This is a genomic window from Paenibacillus macerans (genome assembly GCF_050565405.1).
Lineage (GTDB): Bacteria > Bacillota > Bacilli > Paenibacillales > Paenibacillaceae > Fontibacillus > Fontibacillus macerans_B.
This window is the reverse complement of record NZ_JBNYYG010000003.1, coordinates 239,792-256,962: the sequence shown is the minus strand read 5'-3', so window position 1 is coordinate 256,962 and position 17,171 is coordinate 239,792. Positions and strand designations below refer to the sequence as shown.

The 17,171-nt window shown below is 56.2% G+C and carries 15 protein-coding genes; 2 read left to right on the top strand and 13 right to left on the bottom strand.

The window, feature by feature from the left end:
• Nucleotides 1-115 precede the first annotated feature (115 nt).
• The 11 genes from ACQ4N8_RS04660 to ACQ4N8_RS04610 form a co-directional block, all read right to left on the bottom strand.
• On the bottom strand, nt 116-1,051 hold the full coding sequence (locus ACQ4N8_RS04660; RefSeq protein WP_430703173.1) for a hypothetical protein: 936 nt from the start codon (nt 1,049-1,051) through the stop codon (nt 116-118).
• 15 nt (nt 1,052-1,066) lie between these two features.
• Nucleotides 1,067-2,407, bottom strand: coding sequence for a nucleotide sugar dehydrogenase (locus ACQ4N8_RS04655; protein ID WP_430703183.1), 1,341 nt, complete (start codon nt 2,405-2,407; stop codon nt 1,067-1,069).
• 59 nt (nt 2,408-2,466) lie between these two features.
• On the bottom strand, nt 2,467-3,279 hold the full coding sequence (locus ACQ4N8_RS04650; protein ID WP_430703172.1) for a response regulator transcription factor: 813 nt from the start codon (nt 3,277-3,279) through the stop codon (nt 2,467-2,469).
• 171 nt (nt 3,280-3,450) lie between these two features.
• The gene (locus tag ACQ4N8_RS04645; RefSeq protein ID WP_430703182.1) at nt 3,451-4,836 is read right to left on the bottom strand and encodes a glycosyltransferase family 2 protein; all 1,386 of its coding nucleotides are present in this window, start codon (nt 4,834-4,836) and stop codon (nt 3,451-3,453) included.
• A 43-nt stretch (nt 4,837-4,879) separates the two neighbouring features.
• Nucleotides 4,880-6,073, bottom strand: coding sequence for a HEAT repeat domain-containing protein (locus ACQ4N8_RS04640; RefSeq protein ID WP_430703171.1), 1,194 nt, complete (start codon nt 6,071-6,073; stop codon nt 4,880-4,882).
• An 80-nt stretch (nt 6,074-6,153) separates the two neighbouring features.
• A complete protein-coding gene (locus ACQ4N8_RS04635; RefSeq protein ID WP_430703170.1) occupies nt 6,154-8,400 on the bottom strand; it encodes a hypothetical protein in 2,247 nt (748 codons plus the stop codon).
• Between the two features lie 693 nt (nt 8,401-9,093).
• Nucleotides 9,094-9,429 (bottom strand): YolD-like family protein, encoded by a 336-nt coding sequence (locus ACQ4N8_RS04630; RefSeq protein ID WP_430703169.1) that lies wholly within the window; start codon nt 9,427-9,429, stop codon nt 9,094-9,096.
• Nucleotides 9,426-10,661: a DNA polymerase IV gene (locus tag ACQ4N8_RS04625; protein WP_430703168.1), complete on the bottom strand. Its 1,236-nt coding sequence runs from the start codon at nt 10,659-10,661 to the stop codon at nt 9,426-9,428. Before ACQ4N8_RS04625 ends, ACQ4N8_RS04630 begins: the two co-directional genes overlap by 4 nt.
• On the bottom strand, nt 10,658-11,044 hold the full coding sequence (locus ACQ4N8_RS04620) for a hypothetical protein (RefSeq protein WP_430703167.1): 387 nt from the start codon (nt 11,042-11,044) through the stop codon (nt 10,658-10,660). The genes ACQ4N8_RS04625 and ACQ4N8_RS04620 overlap by 4 nt, the downstream gene beginning before the upstream one ends.
• Before the next feature lie 201 nt (nt 11,045-11,245).
• Entirely contained in the window at nt 11,246-11,992 is a 747-nt protein-coding gene (gene map, locus ACQ4N8_RS04615; RefSeq protein WP_430703166.1) for a type I methionyl aminopeptidase, read from the bottom strand.
• Nucleotides 11,993-12,020: 28 nt separating this feature from the next.
• The gene (locus tag ACQ4N8_RS04610) at nt 12,021-12,839 is read right to left on the bottom strand and encodes a TetR/AcrR family transcriptional regulator (protein ID WP_430703165.1); all 819 of its coding nucleotides are present in this window, start codon (nt 12,837-12,839) and stop codon (nt 12,021-12,023) included.
• Between the two features lie 287 nt (nt 12,840-13,126).
• Here ACQ4N8_RS04610 and ACQ4N8_RS04605 point away from each other — a divergent pair, with 287 nt between their 5' ends.
• Both ACQ4N8_RS04605 and ACQ4N8_RS04600 read left to right on the top strand, forming a co-directional pair.
• Nucleotides 13,127-13,486, top strand: a complete 360-nt coding sequence (locus tag ACQ4N8_RS04605) for a BlaI/MecI/CopY family transcriptional regulator (protein ID WP_430703164.1) — start codon at nt 13,127-13,129, stop codon at nt 13,484-13,486.
• A 10-nt stretch (nt 13,487-13,496) separates the two neighbouring features.
• Entirely contained in the window at nt 13,497-15,473 is a 1,977-nt protein-coding gene (locus ACQ4N8_RS04600; RefSeq protein WP_430703163.1) for a M56 family metallopeptidase, read from the top strand.
• A gap of 380 nt (nt 15,474-15,853) precedes the next feature.
• Here ACQ4N8_RS04600 and ACQ4N8_RS04595 read toward each other — a convergent pair whose 3' ends face one another.
• Nucleotides 15,854-16,171, bottom strand: a complete 318-nt coding sequence (locus ACQ4N8_RS04595; RefSeq protein WP_430703162.1) for a stage VI sporulation protein F — start codon at nt 16,169-16,171, stop codon at nt 15,854-15,856.
• Nucleotides 16,172-16,247: 76 nt separating this feature from the next.
• On the bottom strand, nt 16,248-17,102 hold the full coding sequence (locus tag ACQ4N8_RS04590; protein ID WP_430703161.1) for a MurR/RpiR family transcriptional regulator: 855 nt from the start codon (nt 17,100-17,102) through the stop codon (nt 16,248-16,250).
• Nucleotides 17,103-17,171 lie beyond the last annotated feature (69 nt).

Below are 17,171 nucleotides of genomic sequence, written 5' to 3'. Positions count from 1 at the left end.
GCTAAACGGCCTCAGTCCCATGGAATTCAGGACAAAGGCCGCCTAATTGGTTTTTCATTTTTTGTACTGTCTACTTGACGGGGTGTAGTTCACCTTTACATAAATAAGGCACTCTTTATTTTTCCGTGCCATTCAGCTTGTTGCGCCAGCTCTCATAGCTGTGGACGGCTACGCCGGCAAACGAGGCGTGCTTTCTCCCCAGCTCCTCCAGCCTTGTTATTTCCCGGGTCAGCGAAGCCAGCGGCTGTTTGTAGAAGGAGACTCCCGGTCCCTCCCGGCTTTCGCCCAGTTCTACCCCGACCCATACCTTTTTCTTCATCCGGTCCGCTTCGGACAAGGTCGTCTGCGAGATTTCATAGATATGGCCGGCACCGTCCCGGTAAGCCATGATCGCCAGGTAATCGAATCGGTCGACCATCCAGTCTCCCAGCGGCAGCTTCGTGCTGCGGCCCGGGTGGTCGATTTCGTCCAGCCAGAAAGGAACGGCAGCGCCGATTTCCAGGCCGTTATACCCGGCTTCCTCCGTCCAGGCGCGTATTCCTTCCATCCACTCCCGCACCACGGACTCCCGGTCCTGCCGCCACTCGTTCAGCAAATAGGGCTCGACGTCGAACTGCACGCCCGCAAACCGTTCTTCGGGCTGCGCCTCCCGGTTATAGGCGATCACCCAGTCGAGGAATTTCTCCGCTTCGGCCCGGCGTTCCCGCAGCGCCCAGTCCGGTTGACCGTTCAAGGCGTGCACCTCAATGCCGGCTTCGGCGGCCGCGCGGACGAAGCCGCGATAGCTCTCCCGTCCCACGCCGCCGCCGATTTGCAGGAATATTACTTTGACGCCCTGCTTGCCGGCGAACGCCAAGATCTCGTCTTGACGCTCCTCTATCGCCTTCGTATCCCATATCCACGTGGCTTTTGCTTGCGAACCCGTTGGCCGAATCAAGGCCAATAAAACAAGCACAGCCATCAGCAGCGTCCCTCCGAGGCAGAACAAGATCAGCCGCTTGTGCTGAAGAAGAACCTCGCAGGCCTTCATGATCCGCGGCTTTTCAAACATGAAACGGGTCTTTCGTTACCCGACGATCAGCGCTTCGGTTTCTTCGCTGACCTGATGCACGGAATGGCCGATTTTGTAGATATGCGGCAGCGGATAATCGCGGAACGCGTTGCGCGTATCGACGATCGGCACGCCCAGCCGGGCAATGGCTTCATAATCCAGATTGCTGTGGTTGGTCACGAGCACGATGCAATCGTAGGTTCTGAACTTGTCCAATTCGTAGGCGACGCTGTGAACCACGCCGCCCGTTTTTTCCCGGAAGCTGGTCGCATAAGGATCGTAGTAGTCCACTTTGGCTCCGCTGTCTTTATAAAGCTCGTACACTTCAAGCCCCGGCGATTCGCGCAGGTCGGCGATGTCCGGTTTGTAAGCCATGCCGAGCACCAGGATTTTCGATTTCTTGATCGACTTGGCGTACTCGTTCAAAATCTTGGACGTCTTGTTCACGACATAATACGGCATATTGTCGTTGGTCGATTGGGCCAGCTCGATAAACTGGCTGTAGAAACGGAAGCCCTTCGCTTTCCAGGACAGGTACATCGGGTCGAGCGGAATGCAGTGGCCGCCGATGCCGGGCCCGGGATAAAACGGCATGAAACCGAACGGCTTCGTTTTTGCGGCGTCGATCACTTCCCAGATGTCGATGCCCATCCGGTCGCACATCATCGCCATCTCGTTGACGAAAGCGATATTGACGCTGCGGAACGTATTTTCCAGCAACTTGGACATTTCCGCCACCTTCGGCGAAGAGACCGGCACGACCGATTGGACATAACGGGAATACAAGGCCGTCCCAAGCTCCAGGCAAGCCTTCGTCGTTCCTCCGATGACCTTCGGGGTGTTGAAGGTGTTAAACTTCGGATTGGACGGATCGACCCGTTCCGGCGAGAAGCATAGGAAGAAGTCCTCGCCGGCGACATGGCCGAGCTGCTCCAGTTCCCGCTGGATCAGTTCCTCCGTGGTTCCGGGATACGTCGTGCTTTCCAACGTGATCAGCATGCCTTTTTTCATGTAACGCTTGATTTGCTCCACCACCGTCACGATATAGGAAGTGTCCGGATCCTGATTTTCGCTGAGCGGAGTCGGTACGCAGATGCTGACCGCGTCGATGTCGGCCAACGCCGCATAATCCGTGGTCGGCTTGAACCGGCCGGAGGCCATCGCTTCGGCCAAGGTCGCGGAGGGAATATCGTGAATATACGATTCCCCGCGATGGATTTTCTCGATTTTCCCGGCATCCAGGTCGATCCCGACCACACGAAAGCCTTGCTTCACCATTTCTACGGCCAACGGCAGTCCGACATATCCGAGTCCGACGACGCCCAGCACGGCACTTTTCGATTCGATTGCGTTCATCAGCGAATGGTAATGATTGTTCACAGGTTTCTACCTCCATTTATCTGTATTGGTTAGGATTACTGGATGCAGCGGCGAATCCGGGCGTCCAGCTCGACGGGGGAAAACGGTTTGGTAATGTAATCGTCCACGCCGCTTTGAAAGCATAGGCTGATCGTTTTTTCCACCCGTTGTTCGGTAAGGACGACGATTTTCGGCGATTCGTCGGCGTTCAGCCGCCGAATTTGATGAATGTAAGGAAGTCCGTCGATGCCGTAAAGATTCAACTCCGTCAGCACCAGGTCCGGCTTCCAGCTTTCGATCAGTTCCAGGGCGCCAATCCCGTTATCCGCCGTCAACGTCTCATACCCTTGCATGCCCAGCCGGATTTGCAGGAATTCGCGTACGGTGGCATCCCCTTCGACGATCAGCACGCGGCTTTTCGTAACCAGAGCGTCTTCCCGGGTAAAAATATGAATATCGTCGGAGTAATTCAGCCTTGCCGCTTCCTCCACCTGGCTCAAGATCTGCGGCGTGATTTCCGCTTGCGCGGAGAATCCGGCCAATGCCATGCGCGGATGGAAATCCGCAATTCGTTCCTGCAGCTTCTGCTTCAAGCGCAGCGCCTGAAAATGGACGGCATCCAGCGCTTGCCCCGGCAACAATACCGCAATGCTCCCCGGCTCGTCTCCGCTCCATACCTCAAAGTCAAGACCCGGTTCAGAGTCCAAAATTCCCCGAACCTGCGATTCCACATACGATGGTCCGCCTGCGGAATAAATGAACAGAATCCCGTTTTCCTCACAGGCATTCTCCTTCACGCTTTGCTCCATGCTGGCATATAAACCGGTTAGTTCCCTACTGCTTTGCAGTGCCGCTATGTTTGGCATCATTCATTCCCGCCTTTCCCTCAAAATAAGTTAGGTTGCTTCATGGATCTAAGCCATGGTGTCGTCAATGATCATCGGTAAACCGGTAATCCTGGCAAATACGGTACAGTTTACCTTTTGGCGTTATCAGCCCCTTTCCGGCTGGCCGTCCGCAAAAACCCGAAAACCAAAAGGTTATGCCGATTTGGCCGGTTTGGCCGCCTCTCCCTGGTTCTGCCAGCTCTGCCGGGTCATCGTGCCCCAGGAGTTGTTATTGCGAAGAAACTGGATATGTCCCTGAATTCGCCATAATCCCCCAAGCTGGGCGTAACCGAAAAACTTGAAGGCCGAAAAAAACAGCAGCTTGCACAAATCCGACAGCTTGTTGAAACGCTTAAAGGCCAATTCCTCAAGCAGCAGCGCTCCGATGCTAAGCACGTAACCGCTGAGGAAGTTGATCAGCCAGAAAACCGCCAGAATCCGCCAATGCGTCATATCGAGCAGCGTGTACCCGATCAGGGCGAGCAGCCCCGTTATTTTGAAATAAGGGTTGAGCGCCTCGAAAATGATATTGTACGGCATCGTCAGCAGCCCCATGACCTTGTACTTCGGATTGAAGGCCATGTCGTAATTCTCGATCATGTTCTTCAAATTCCCCCGGCCCCAACGCTTGCGTTGATTGGACAAAATGCGGTACGTATCCGGGGCCTGCGTCCAGCAAACCGCCTCCGGGCAAAAAGCGATGCGGTATTTCAGCTTGTTCTCCAGCATATAGCGGTGGAGCTTGATGATGATGTTCATGTCTTCGCCCGGATACCCGCCGCGGTAGCCGCCGACGGCAATGACGTAATCCTTGCGGAACAAGCCGAACGCCCCCGACACGATGATCAGCCCGTTGATCGAGCTCCAGCCGATCCGGCCGCCGAGGAACGCCTTCAAATACTCGGTCGCCTGAAACATCGGCCAAATTTTGCGTGGCAGCGAAACTTCCTTCACCGCCCCGTTTTCGATCACGCAGCCGTTGGCGATCCGCACGTCGCCGCCGATCGCAACGGTCTCCTCGGGATTCTCCATGTACATTCGGGCCATCCGGATCAGCGCATCCTTCTCCAGCAGCGAATCCGCATCGATCGAGGAAATCAACGGATAATGCGACAGGTTGATGCCGGCGTTCAGCGAATCCGCCTTGCCTCCGTTCGGCTTGTCGATCACATAAAGATGCGGGTACTGCGGATTGTGATAGACCGCCGTGATCGGCTGGCAATCGATCGTGTGGCGAAGATCCGGATTCGGCAGTGGCATCAGCCCGAACTCGTCCCGCAGCACGCCCAGCGTATTGTCCTGGGACCCGTCGTTGATCACGATGACCTCGTAGGTCGGATAATTCAGGGTCAGCAGGCATTTGACGTTTTCGATAACCGTAATTTCCTCGTTGTAAGCCGGTACCAGCAAAGACACGGGCGGCACCAGCTCAGAGCCGGACAGCGTATTGTACTTCGAGTAGGCCGCCCGGCGAAAAATCGTCATGATCTGACGGAACGAAAAGGTCATGATCGAAAAATAGATGATATTGACCGACATCACATAGTAAGTCGCGAACAAGCCGTAAATAAGCAAAATATCCCTAAGCAGTGGTATCCCCCCTTACTGCCGCCACTTGTCGGATTGCTCTGACTTCGGCGGCTCCGAAATAACGGTCGTACAGCAGCTTCATTTTGTTGTAAGCCACCATTTGGTCGAGCTTCTGGTTCTCGTTTTGCTGCAGCATCGTCGTTTCGATTTGCCGCAAGGCCGTTTCGCGTTCGAGGCCGCTCCCGTGCCTTGCGATTTGGCATAATACTTCGAAGCCCGTTTCGCCTAAGCGCGCCAGGCTTTCGGCGCTGTTCTGCCGCACGCGCGGGTGCGGATCCTGCAAGGCGTGACGCAGCAGCGAAATGCTGCCGGCCGCGTGCAGCGATCCGAGCGATTTGGCGACGGCGGCGCGCACCTCTCCATCCTTGTCCTCCATCAGTTCGCGGATCGTGTCGTCGGTTAGCGCCGGGCTGGAGCTTAAATACAGCTTGACCGCTTCCGCCCGAACGTCCGCTTCCTCCGCTCCGACAAGCCGGCCAAGAGCCGGAACGACCTCGGGAACCGCTTGTCCCCACATCGCCACCAACGAGATTTTGATTAAATCCTTATGGCCGTCCTCCAGTAAATTCAGCAACAGCCGGCCGTCGTCGAGCCGCGTTTCCATCACGATATCGGCCGCCAGATGGTGGATCGGTTTGCCGTGGCGCATCAAATGCCGCAACATGTCCTTCAGTTGCGCGATATCCATCGCGCTTTTGGCGATCGAACGGGCGATTACGATGCTGAGCGGGCTGTAGCGCTGGCGCTTCAACATCTCAAGCAGCCGCGGCACCGCTTCAACCGCCCGCATCCCGCCGAGCCGGTAGACGGCTTCGATCCGCCGTCCGTAGAACAAGCTGTCCAGCCGCTTCAAATCCTCCCGGACGAATCCGGCGTCATGGCATAAAGCGACCAGCTTGTCCTGCAAATCGCCTTTGAACTGTTCGATCAGTTCGATCACCCGTTGCTGGATCACCCGCCGCTCCAAGGCTCCGAGCTGTCCCGGGGGCGGCGGAAGGGCTGCCGCATCGCTCAAATGGGCTTGAATGAACGTGAAATAATCCTGATGCTTCCGCATATAATGCTGCGTTTTGCGCTGGATGCGCAGATACCTGATTTTCAAATAAAACAAGAGCATCATACCTATGCCGATCAGCCCAAGGCATACGTAAATGAAATAGATAGCTAGGGTAAGATGCTGAGCCATAAATTCGTGTTCCTCCTTTTGCGTAAACCTTTCCGGCGAAGCCGCAGGTATGGGGTTTCTTTCTCTTTGGCACCTCGCCCTTACTCCGCCGTCCCCCTCCGGTCCGGCAAGCTTTGGTAAAACTGCTGCAGCGCATAATATCCCGATTTCAATCGCTCGGTGTACTCCGCCGTTACCCAGGGCTGCCACGAATATTTCGGGAAGCCGTCCAGCTGCACCATGCCGCCTGCGCCTCCCGTTTGCTGCCCGGGCCCCAGCACCCGGCCGCCGTCCCGCTCTACGATCCATGGAACGAGGGTGATGCCGGTCGTGGCGGTTGTCGTGAAGGCGCGGTCTTTTTTCAGCGGACTGTAATCGATCACCTGCAGCGAACTGGGGTCGGCAAAGCCGAGCAGCATCCAGGGAATGCGCAGCTCTACCTCATTGCCGCTGTATTGCCAAGAAGCAAGCGAGTTGAAATCGGCGCTGCCCGGATCGGACGTGCCGCGGATCAGCTTGCCGACCGTCATGTCCTGGAACGGATGGGCGGAACGGGTATCCGGCGGCGTCATCGTCAGGCTGACCGCAAGCTTCCAAGGCTGGAATTCGGTTTGCTGCTCCTTTGTAGGGTCGTCGAGCATCCAGTAGCCGTATCTTCCGTACAGCCGGCGGTGGAAATCGTAGCTTGGCGCAGCCAGGACCTCGGTTTCTTCATCCCGCCCGATCGTAATCAGGTTTTCCAGGCCATCGCTCAGCGTTGGGCCGGGAAGCTCGGTTACCGGCTGGTCCCCGCCGGGGATCGTGCTCGTGCCGAGCCGGAGGAGCCGGGCAGCCGGGTCGAAGTTCTCGCTGAGCGTCAGCCCGACGTACACATAGGCTTCGTCATGGGTCACGCGAAGCCGCTTGATGCCCGGTGACGGCCCGTCCCAAACCTGAACCTCTCCCTCCGGCAGCAGCTCCCAGTCGTCCAGCTTCCCGTCGATCATGATATCGTCTTCCTTGCCGGGCCCCATGGACACGAGTCCGAATTGCTTTTCGTTCGTCAGCACGTTCAGCCAGAATGCGCGCCGGTCCTCGGGAATTTCGAAGCGCATCGTATTCCACGTTTTCTTGAACCATTCATCCTGCCACATGAACAAAATGGCGCCGGCATATCCGGAGTCGTAGATGTCCTGCGTCAAGGAAACGTTGATTTTCCCCTGCTCCCGTTCGTTATGACCGCCCTGGTCCCGGCCGCCGCGGCCGAGGTGGGACACGCCCAATGAGGAGGGGACGCCGTATTCCGTAATCATGACCGGAATGTCCTTATAGTAAGCTTTCAATTGCTGCAAATACGCCTTGTAGGTGTTGAAATCCCCGTTCCCGTCCGGAATCGTCTCCAGCGTATCGTCCAGATGGAAAAAGTCGGGGTAATACGGGTACGCATGATAGGCCGCGAAATAACCCGCCTCCCAATCCACCGGCCGGATATGCGTGGCATCGACGCTGGCGAGATCCTCCTCGAACAGCGGTTCGCCGGGATGCTCCAGCACGTCGGTGGTCACCCAGTTCGTAAACGTGATCGGATGCTCCCAGCCGTAAGCTCGCTCCTGCCGGGCAGTGTCGTCCACGAGCTCGGCCAGCCAGCTCTCGAAAGGGCTCGCCTCGTCGCTCGCGGCGAAATGCCGTCCCTGATAGGGCGAGGTATCGGCATGCTTGCGGTTGGTGTTGTCGACCATTTCCGGGTCCCATTCGGTCCCGATATGCCAAGCCATCAGATAGGGGCCGGCATTCACGGTATATTTCCCGCCCGAAGCGCCCGGCTGCACCGGAACCTTCAAATCGCCGTAGACGGCTTTGACCGCTTTTTCGATCTCTTGGTGAAATGCCTGCTTGATCGCCGGAATATAGGCGTCCTGCTGTTCGATCAACTGCTCCTCCGGAGACCAAATGCCCTGAATGAAATACAGGGGGGCTTTGCCTTTGTCCCGGTTGTATTTGACCAGCGACTTATAGAATACCGGGTTATGAACCGTATAAATGCGAATTACGTTGGCTCCCATGTCGTCGATTTGCCGGAACCAGCGCAAATAGTCGTCTTCCGTAAGCGGAAATTCCCCGGGAAAATGACCGGGCACCGTCGCGCCCAGATTCACGCCCTTGACGAAAATGTCCTCCCAACTGCTCTCTCCGTCGTAGGCCATGAATTTGTCGCCCTCCGTGCGGAACTTGAGCTCCGTTCCGTCTGCCGACGCATAGCTGTAATGGGGCGGCGGCCACCTCAGGGCCACCAGGGAAATGCCGCCCGCGATTAGAATACATCCGGCGATAAGCCAAAGCGCCAACCTCTTTTTCGCTAACGTTGTCATCGGTTTTACGTTATTCACCTCGCTGTTTTTATCTTGCGTGTTCAAAAGTCCGGGCAAGGCCAAGTGCCTTTCGGCGCTTAGCCTTGCCTTGGGCATGACCTTTTGAACGGCCGCTTCTATGCAGGTGATGATCGATCAGTATGGCTTGTCGCACCTCCGCTTCTCAAATTACTTTAATCATTAACCAAGCGCACATATCGTGTAACTAGGCTAATGGACGTGTTTTGCTCCTGGGGCTGTTTTCCGGGGGAGACGGTTTTTCGGCATCGGTGCCCGTGCAGCCGTTTCGTCATAAATAGACGTATGAAATTCATCTATGTTTCGCTCATTTTTTACACCCATTTCCATAAAGGTTACAAAATTGATACCAAAGTCATGTTTAACAATCGCGGAATGACGCGGTTTTTCGCCCTTCAGACCGGTTACAGTCTCTCGCCAAAAAAGCATCCCTGGTCCTAAACTAGGCCCGACGATTTTCCGTCGTTTCCCATGACGAATCTGCGGCAGGCCATTCCTTCCTTGTGTGGCGACTTATTTCCTAAAATGACGTTTCCCCGTACCGCCGAACTTGGCGCGTAAAACGGCAAATTTCATGCTGCGTTAACAAAAAAAGCCTCCGCATCGCCTATCCGGCGAGTCGAAAGCTCACTCCTTGCATCCTAAACCTCGGTCAAATGGGCCGCGGAATCGGGTTTAATCCGCCTCGGCCCAGACGATATCCGTCAGCGTGACCCACTCCGGTCCCGCTTCGGTTTGCAGGCGGGCCCGCCGTCCGGCAGAGTCGGCCCGGGTTACCGTTCCCTTCACTTCCCGCTCCTGCCATTCGCCGTGGAGGCGCAGCCGGATCGCCTTCCCGGTCTGCAGCGAAACGTCCAAAATTCGCGAGATCCGCTCAAGCTCCTGCTCGTCGAAGGCCGCCCGCGCTTTCCGCTGTACGCCGCGGTTACTGCGGAGAATCGCCTCCTTATGCTCCGGGAGCATCATGCGGGACGATTCCCATAATCCGTTGCCGTATAGCTTTCCTTTCATCGATAATGTCCTCCAATCTTGCCGGCCCGATCGCGCGCCTGGCCGGACGGCGTCAGCGACACGGCGCGCAAAATCGCCGATTCCCCGTAGCGGCGTTTGATTTCGTCGGTGGCTTTCTCCAGCGCCTGATATTTGGGCCGTTCGTCGAACAGCGTAAGCTGGTATTCGTCGTCGCGCGACAGGCCGGACAACGTCACGCCGACCTTGCGGATCGGCTGGCCGTCCCAATGGCGGCGGAACAGCGTCATCACCCCGTCGTATACCTGCTTGGTGACGTTGGTCGGATCGGGCAGCTTCATCTGCCGGTAAAAGCCGGTCGGATGATCGAAATCCGCGCCCCGGCAGCCGACGCTGACCACGCCGCCCATATACCCTTTTTCCCGGCACCGGCGGCACACCAGCTCGGTCAGCTCGAGCAGCGGCACGGCCGCTTCCTCCAGCGAATAGTAGTCGCGGGGCAGCGTCATTTCATGGCCGATGGACTTCTCCCCCTGGTGGCTGTTCGGATCCACCGGCGAATCGTCGATGCCGTTGGCCAGCCGCCAAAGCACCTCGCCGTTGACGCCCCACCGCTGCCGCAGCCGCGCCAGCGGCGTATTCGCCAGCTGCCCGATCGTGTGGATGCCCATTCGGAGGAAATGGCGCTCCATGCGGGAGCCGACCATGAACATTTGCCGGATCGGCAGCGGCCATAGCTTCTTCGGAACGTCTTCGCGTGAAAGGAAAAACAGGCCGTCGACATTTTTCTTGGCGAAATTATCGGTTGCCATTTTGCTGACCGCCTTGTTATAGCTGATCCCGAACCGGCTATAGATCCCGGTCTCGCGGCGAATTTTCTGTTGAATCGTCCGTGCCAGCGTCTCGGGGTCGCCGAACAGGGACAAGCTGCCGGTCACATCGAGATGCTGCTCGTCGATGCTGTAGGGCTCCACCAGATCGGTAAATTGCTTCATGATGCTCGTGATCTGCATCGAGACGTCGATGTACCGTGCCATGCGCGGCCGCATGACCACGATTCCCGGGTGTTTGGCCAAAGCAGTCCCCAGCGTCTCCGCCGTCGTCACGCCGTAGCGTTTAGCCAGCGGACAAGCGGCCAGCACGATGCCGGAGCGGCGCTCCGGATCGCCGGCCACGATCAGCGGACGGTCCTTGTACTGCGGGTGATCCGCCTTCTCCACGCTGGCATAAAAGGATTGGCAGTCCGCCATCATCACCACTCGTTCGGATTTCATGAGAACATCCCCTCTTTCGTCACATCGATCCCAAGATAAGTACAAAGGCGCTCGATCAGCTCCGCTTTGACCAATCCCCACAGCATGGAAAACTCATACGTGTACCCTCGGCACAAATAACGGGCTTCAATCCCGAGATCGGTCCGCCGCTCCTCAAATACCTTCATGCCATGTTCGCGCATGCTTTTGCGCACCCGGGTCAAATCCGCGGTTGCCGCGGCCTGCAGCAATCCGATCAGTCCCTTGTATACCTGGGGCAGCTTTAACGAAGCCGCCGCCAGGGCGCGCCGGTCCCGCTCCAATACGTCAAGCAGCAGCGGAAGCAATACGTACTGCTTGATCATCTCCGCCTCCTCCTGCGTTTGCCAAGGAACCGGGGTCATTCCGCCCCCCTCGTCATGCTGTCTTTCATAAGCTCACCCTCTAATCGGAACGTTTGTTCCTATTGTATTCATAATACGAACAATTATTCCCCGTATCAACAGGTTTATGTTGGATAATTTGGCAGGCGGGAGCGGCACGAAAAAGGCTGATCCCCAGGCCTGTTCAGACCTTGGCAATCAGCCCCGTTTCCTATCCGGCCCCTAATGGGCCGTTAAAATCAGCGGTCCGTCCTGCGTAACCGCGATGGTATGCTCGTATTGCGCCGACCATTTGCCGTCGGCCGTTCTCGCCGTCCATTGATCGTCGTCGACCCTAATGCGGAACGTCCCCTCGTTGATCATCGGCTCAACCGTAAACACCATGCCTTCCTTCAGGCGGATCCCCTTGCCGGCCACGCCGATATGCTCGTAGTTGGGCTCCTCGTGCAGGCTTCGCCCGATCCCGTGTCCCAGCAAATCGCGCACGACGGAAAAGCCGTTTTCCTCCGCATGCTTCTGGATGGCCGAAGTCACATCGCCCAGCCGTCCCCCGGGAAGCGCCCGGGCAATCCCGAGATCCAGGCATTCCTTCGTGACCCGCATCAGCTTCTCCGTTTCCGGACGCACCTGCCCTACCGCATAACACCAGCACGAATCCCCGAACCAGCCTTCGTATTCGACGACGATATCCAGCTTGAGCAGATCGCCGTCCTGCAGGGGACGGTTCGAGGGAAAACCGTGAGCCACCACGTCGTTGACCGACGCGCAGGTTTCGGCGGGAAACCCGTTATACCCTTTCGTAAACTGTTTACCGCCCAGCTTGGTGATATGTTTGGCGACGAAATCGTTGAGCTCCTGCGTCGTCATGCCGGGCTCGATGCGTTTGGCCACTTCCCGGTGGCAATCCGCGACGATCTGGCTTGCCGGCTTCATTTCTTCGATCTCCCGCGGCGATTTTAATATGATCATAATCCCTTCACTCCTTGGGTTGGTCTGTTCAGGTACGTTCTTCCAGCCGGTGCAATAAAAATCGGGCGATGCCCCCGGCCTCGGCGCGCAGCGTTCCGCGCCGTAGCGGCAGCCAGGCGCAGCCGGCCAGGGCAGCCAGCAGCATTTCCGCCTGCTGGATCGGCGCCGCAGGGGCCACGGTTCCCGCCGTGGCGGCATTCCCGGCCGCCGGGGACGGAAAGCTGCCTCCAAGCACGGCGTCTCGCCCGGCACCGGAGGCAGCTTTCCCCGCCGGAAGCGGAAGGACATGATCCAGCGCAGCGGCAAACGGCACCAGGACCTCCCGGCCATACGCCTCCGACAGCGGCAGCGCCCGCGCTTCCGGCAACAGTCGGAAATCCTCCGCGGCCAGCTTGTGCAACAGGTACAAGCCATGATCTTCCGCCCACTGCTCCAGCAGCCGGATTCCGGCGGCGACGAACGGATCGCCGGGTAAGCCGCGACCGTTAGGTTCATTTAAGCCGCTCATCAGGCTAAGCCCGTTACGTTCGCTCATTTGCCTGAGCCTGCTGCCGGGGCCGTCGCTTTCTTCCCCCGGGATCCAACCCGGCGCGCCGCTCCCTCCGTACAATACGCTTAGCCAATCACCGGCCCGGTCCATCGCCACCCACAACAAGTCGTTCAGCAAATCCCCCTTGTTGCTGTAATAGTGGTAGACCGTTCCGTAGCCAAGTCCGGCAGCAGCCGCCACATCCCGAATTTCCAGCGCAAGCCCTTTGTCGAGAAACACATCGGCCGCCGCTTTGCGGATTTGGGCGAGACGCCGCAGCCGGATCTCATCATTTTGTTCCTTCGTTCGCGGAGTCATCCAGCTCAATTGCCCCCTTTTGTTTTGACCTACTCTCATGTCAATATAAAATAACGGCATGCAAATAGCAAGCCCAGCCTTGTTTAATATACGCAAACTCAAGTTGCCAAGGGCTGTCGATTCACTGTTGATCGTTCATGGAGCGGAGGGAATTTTAACGAATCTGAGCTGCAGCATATAAGAACGTATCATCCCACAAACTACTGCAATAGTCTTGACATAACCAGACTATCGAAGTAGTATGAATTTATAAACTATTGCAATAGTCTGAAAGGAAAGAGTACGTCATGGAAATAAAACTGTTTGATTCCGAACTTAAGGTGATGGATGTTTTATGGAAGGAGGGCGATTTAACCGCGAAACGACTCAGCGAAATTCTGGCCGAGCAGGTTGGCTGGAATAAGAACACCACCTACACCGTAATCAAAAAATGTATCGCCAAAGGGGCGATAGAACGGCTCGAACCCAACTTCCTATGCCGTGCCGCCATTGCGAAGGAACAGGTTCAGGCGCAGGAAACGGCGGAACTGATCAATAAAGTGTTCGACGGCTCGGCCGATTTGCTGTTCGCTTCCCTCATCAACAGCAAAAAACTGTCCAAGGAAGAAATCGAAAAACTGAAGCAACTTGTCGATAAGTTGAAATGAGGTGACCCGCATGGATGTTGTTCAAATGAGTCTGGCGGGGGTGGTCCTCATTATCGCCGTCGTCATCATCCGCCGGCTCGCTCTGCACAAGCTGCCCAAAAAGACGTTTCTCATCCTTTGGGGAGCGGTCGTTTGCCGCCTGCTTATCCCCTTTTCCGTTCCGTCGCGTTTCAGCTTTTTTTCCGGCATAGACGGTTTGAAACGGATGTTTTCGGACCCGGCGGCTTTCCCCGCGTTGGCAGAAACGGCAGTTGCATATGACATGGGGAATATTTATTTTTCCGGAACCCGGCATCCCATCGGCGCGGCAAGCGTACCTGTTTCGTCGGCGTCCTCCTTCTCGCCCATGTTGATCATTTGGTTGCCAGGCATGAGTGCGGCCGCATTGTTTTTTATCGTGGCCTATGTCAAGTGTCTCAAGGAATTTCAAGCTTCCTTGCCCGTCGAGAACGATGTGATTGCCGCCTGGCTTAGGGAGCACTCCATACGGCGGCATGTACAAATAAGACAATGCGATAAAATCGCGGCGCCGCTGACTTACGGCATATTCCGGCCGGTGGTGCTCTTGCCCAAAACAACCGACTGGACGGACGAGACAAGGCTGCGGTATATCCTTGCCCATGAACTTGTGCATATCAAACGGTTTGACGCCCTGACGAAATTAGTGCTGGCGTGCGCTTTGTGCGTACATTGGTTTAATCCCTTGGTATGGGTAATGTATGTGCTCGCAAACCGCGATATTGAACTTGCTTGCGATGAAACAGTAGTACGGACCTTCGGCGAAACAACCAAATCCTCCTATGCGATGACGCTGATCGATATGGAGGAGAAGAAAAGCAAGATAACCCCTTTGTTTAACGGCTTTAGCAAAAATCCGATTGAAGAAAGGATCATGGCGATTATGAAAACAAAAAAAATTACGGCGGTGGGAGTAACTGCGGCGCTGCTCCTGGTTGGAGGCACTTTGACCGCTTTCGCAACCAGCGCCGTCAAGGCCGACTCCGACACGGCTTCGGCGGCGGCAACGGAAAACGGCAGCTGGTCCGGCGGCCTGACGGATAAGGAACGGGAAGCTCAGGACCGGAAAGCGATGGCCAAAGTTATGAAGATCTATGAACCTTTTGGCCTTACCTATGACGAGAAAACCGGCGAGCTGTTTTATCAGGGAGAAAAGGTGCGCGACTTCTATGATGAACAAGCCGGGGTCGGCCAGTCCATGACGGAGGGTTCCGTTGACCTGTACGCGGTTTATGAGCATGGACAGCTGATCGGGATTCAAAAACGAAGCCAGGCAGAATTCGATCGGAACACGGCCGAAAAAGAACAACTGCAGCAAGAAATCGCCGCGGAAAGAAAGGAGTTAGGCGTTCAGGACGGAGCTGAATTTTCCTATGCGAATGAATCGAAAGGCGGTACGCAAAGCACCGTCGAAACAGGGTCCGCCGTAGTTTACTCTTATACCGATGAAACCGGTGAGACCCGGATAAGCGCCGATGGCGGGAAAACCTGGACGAGCCAACAAGAATACGACAAAGCTTATCCGAAACATGAAGTGGTTTGGTGGACCTATGACGAATACAAGGCCTGGCTGGAGGAAGAAAAAAAGTCACTGCCGTCGATCATCGGCTCAAAGGGCTGGAATCCGAGCGACGGCTGGTATGTCTGGACGCAGGAGAAGGTGGATGAAACCATCGCCATGTATGAACGGACACTGGAGGATATCAAAAATGGCGTAATGGTGTCAAAAACGGTGGATGGAAAAGATGACCTGGTGATATCTTCTGGATTGGGCGAAATCGAGCCGACGACCAGCTATAGCATGGTGATTGACGACGGTAATGGAAATACCGTTAACTTCGGCCCCTACGATACAGAAGAACAACTGCTTGCCGAATTAAAACCATACTGCGAGCAGCAGGTGAAGGACGGCAAGATGACACAAGCCGAGGCGGATGAAATTTTGAAGAAAGCAAATGCCCTGAAATAGCGTGGACGTTTACCGCTGACTTGCCGAGAGCATCGGCAGGTCCTTTTTTTTAAAAGCTGAAAGAAAGGCTCAAAGCCAAAATCGGGGCTTGGGTTCGTGTCTTGGTGTCCCTTCAAATGCTCCCTTTGAACGATTATCCCTTTCGTTAAGGGAGCAGAAGTTGGGGGGGCCATATATTCTTCTCTCGAATGCCCTCTTCTCCCCGAGCTTGTCCGTTTCTCCGCTATCTGATCAAACGGGATAATCATGCAAAGCGCGTCCGGATAGCGAGTATTGATCTGCCGACCCCCGGCCTTCCCTATCCACAAGCTTTGAACCGAAAAAAAGGACCACTGGTATAACCACCCCCAGGGCCCTGCCAAAATGAACTCATTTCCACTCTACCGGAACATCCCCCATAGCCGAAGCAGGTGAAGCGTGTTGCGTGGGTCGATTCTTTGGTCGATGACAAACTGGACGATCTGCTCTTCCTGCGTGCCGCTCAGCCGTTCGCCAAGCACCGAGGAGGCCGTTCTGACGAGTCTGCGCACCTTGACGCGATCCTGCAAATCCGCCCGAGTAAGGCCGTCGACCACTTGCTTGATCCGTTCCTTGACCGCCGGATTCTTCATTTTCAGCTTGACCCGCTCCACCAGTTGCGGACTGATTCCATATTGATGATAACTGGGCACCGTGACTAGCACCTCCTGTCCCGTCATTTCCGGACTTCAACCCTAATATATGACGGAAAGGCTGTCCATAGTGCCGAAAAAATGAAAGGCCGCCCGCCGGCGGCTAGCTTTGCCTGAGGAACTCCGTCGCTTCATGGGTTTGTCCCAACCTGACGATCGTCTCCTCATATTGCGTTGATGCGTAAGCAAAAAACAAAATATCGATCATGGCCAGCTGAGCCAACCGGGAGCCGGACGCCCCGCTCCGCAACGTCGCTTCCGGCGCCTGCGGCGTATACAGCATCAAATCGGCCAGCTCGGAAACCTTATGATTGCCGAAACGGGACAAGCCGATGGTACGCACTCCATACTTTTGGGCAACCCGGAACAATTGCAGCACTTCCTTGGTGTTCCCGCTGTACGAAACGCCCATAAACAAGGCGCCCGGCGGAGCGCTCGCCAGCGCGGCGGCAATCAAGTGCTCATCCTGCAGAGCAAACGCCTGTTTACCGAGCCGCAGCCATTTTTGGGCGGCATCCGCCGCGACGATGGCCGAAGCTCCGACTCCATACATATGGATGACGGAAGCATTCCGGAAGCTGTCCACCACCTGTCCGATCAACTCCGGCTGCAGGTGAAGCATCGTATCTTGAATGGCCTGGACGCTGTTGGAGATCGTTTTCTGTATCACGTTTTGAATCGTCTCGCCGCGCTCGATGTCGTAATATCCCGGCCTTTGCGGTTTGGCATTATCCACCGACAAACGCATCTTCAAGTCAGGAAAACCGGTCAGCCCGAGCGAACGGCATAGCCGGGTAATCGCCGCCGCGCTGGTTCCCGCTTTCTCGGCCACCGCATGGATGCTCAGGGCGGAGACTTCCGTCGGAGCCGCCAAAATATATTGGGCCGCCTTTCTTTCCGATTCGGGCAACTGTCCCAGCGCCGCCTCCATCTGCGTAAGTATGCTTCCCGTCGTCACTCGTCCCCTCCTCAAACGCAAAAGAAACGCGGCGGCCCGGCAAAAGGCCGCCAAACGTTTCTCTGCTTG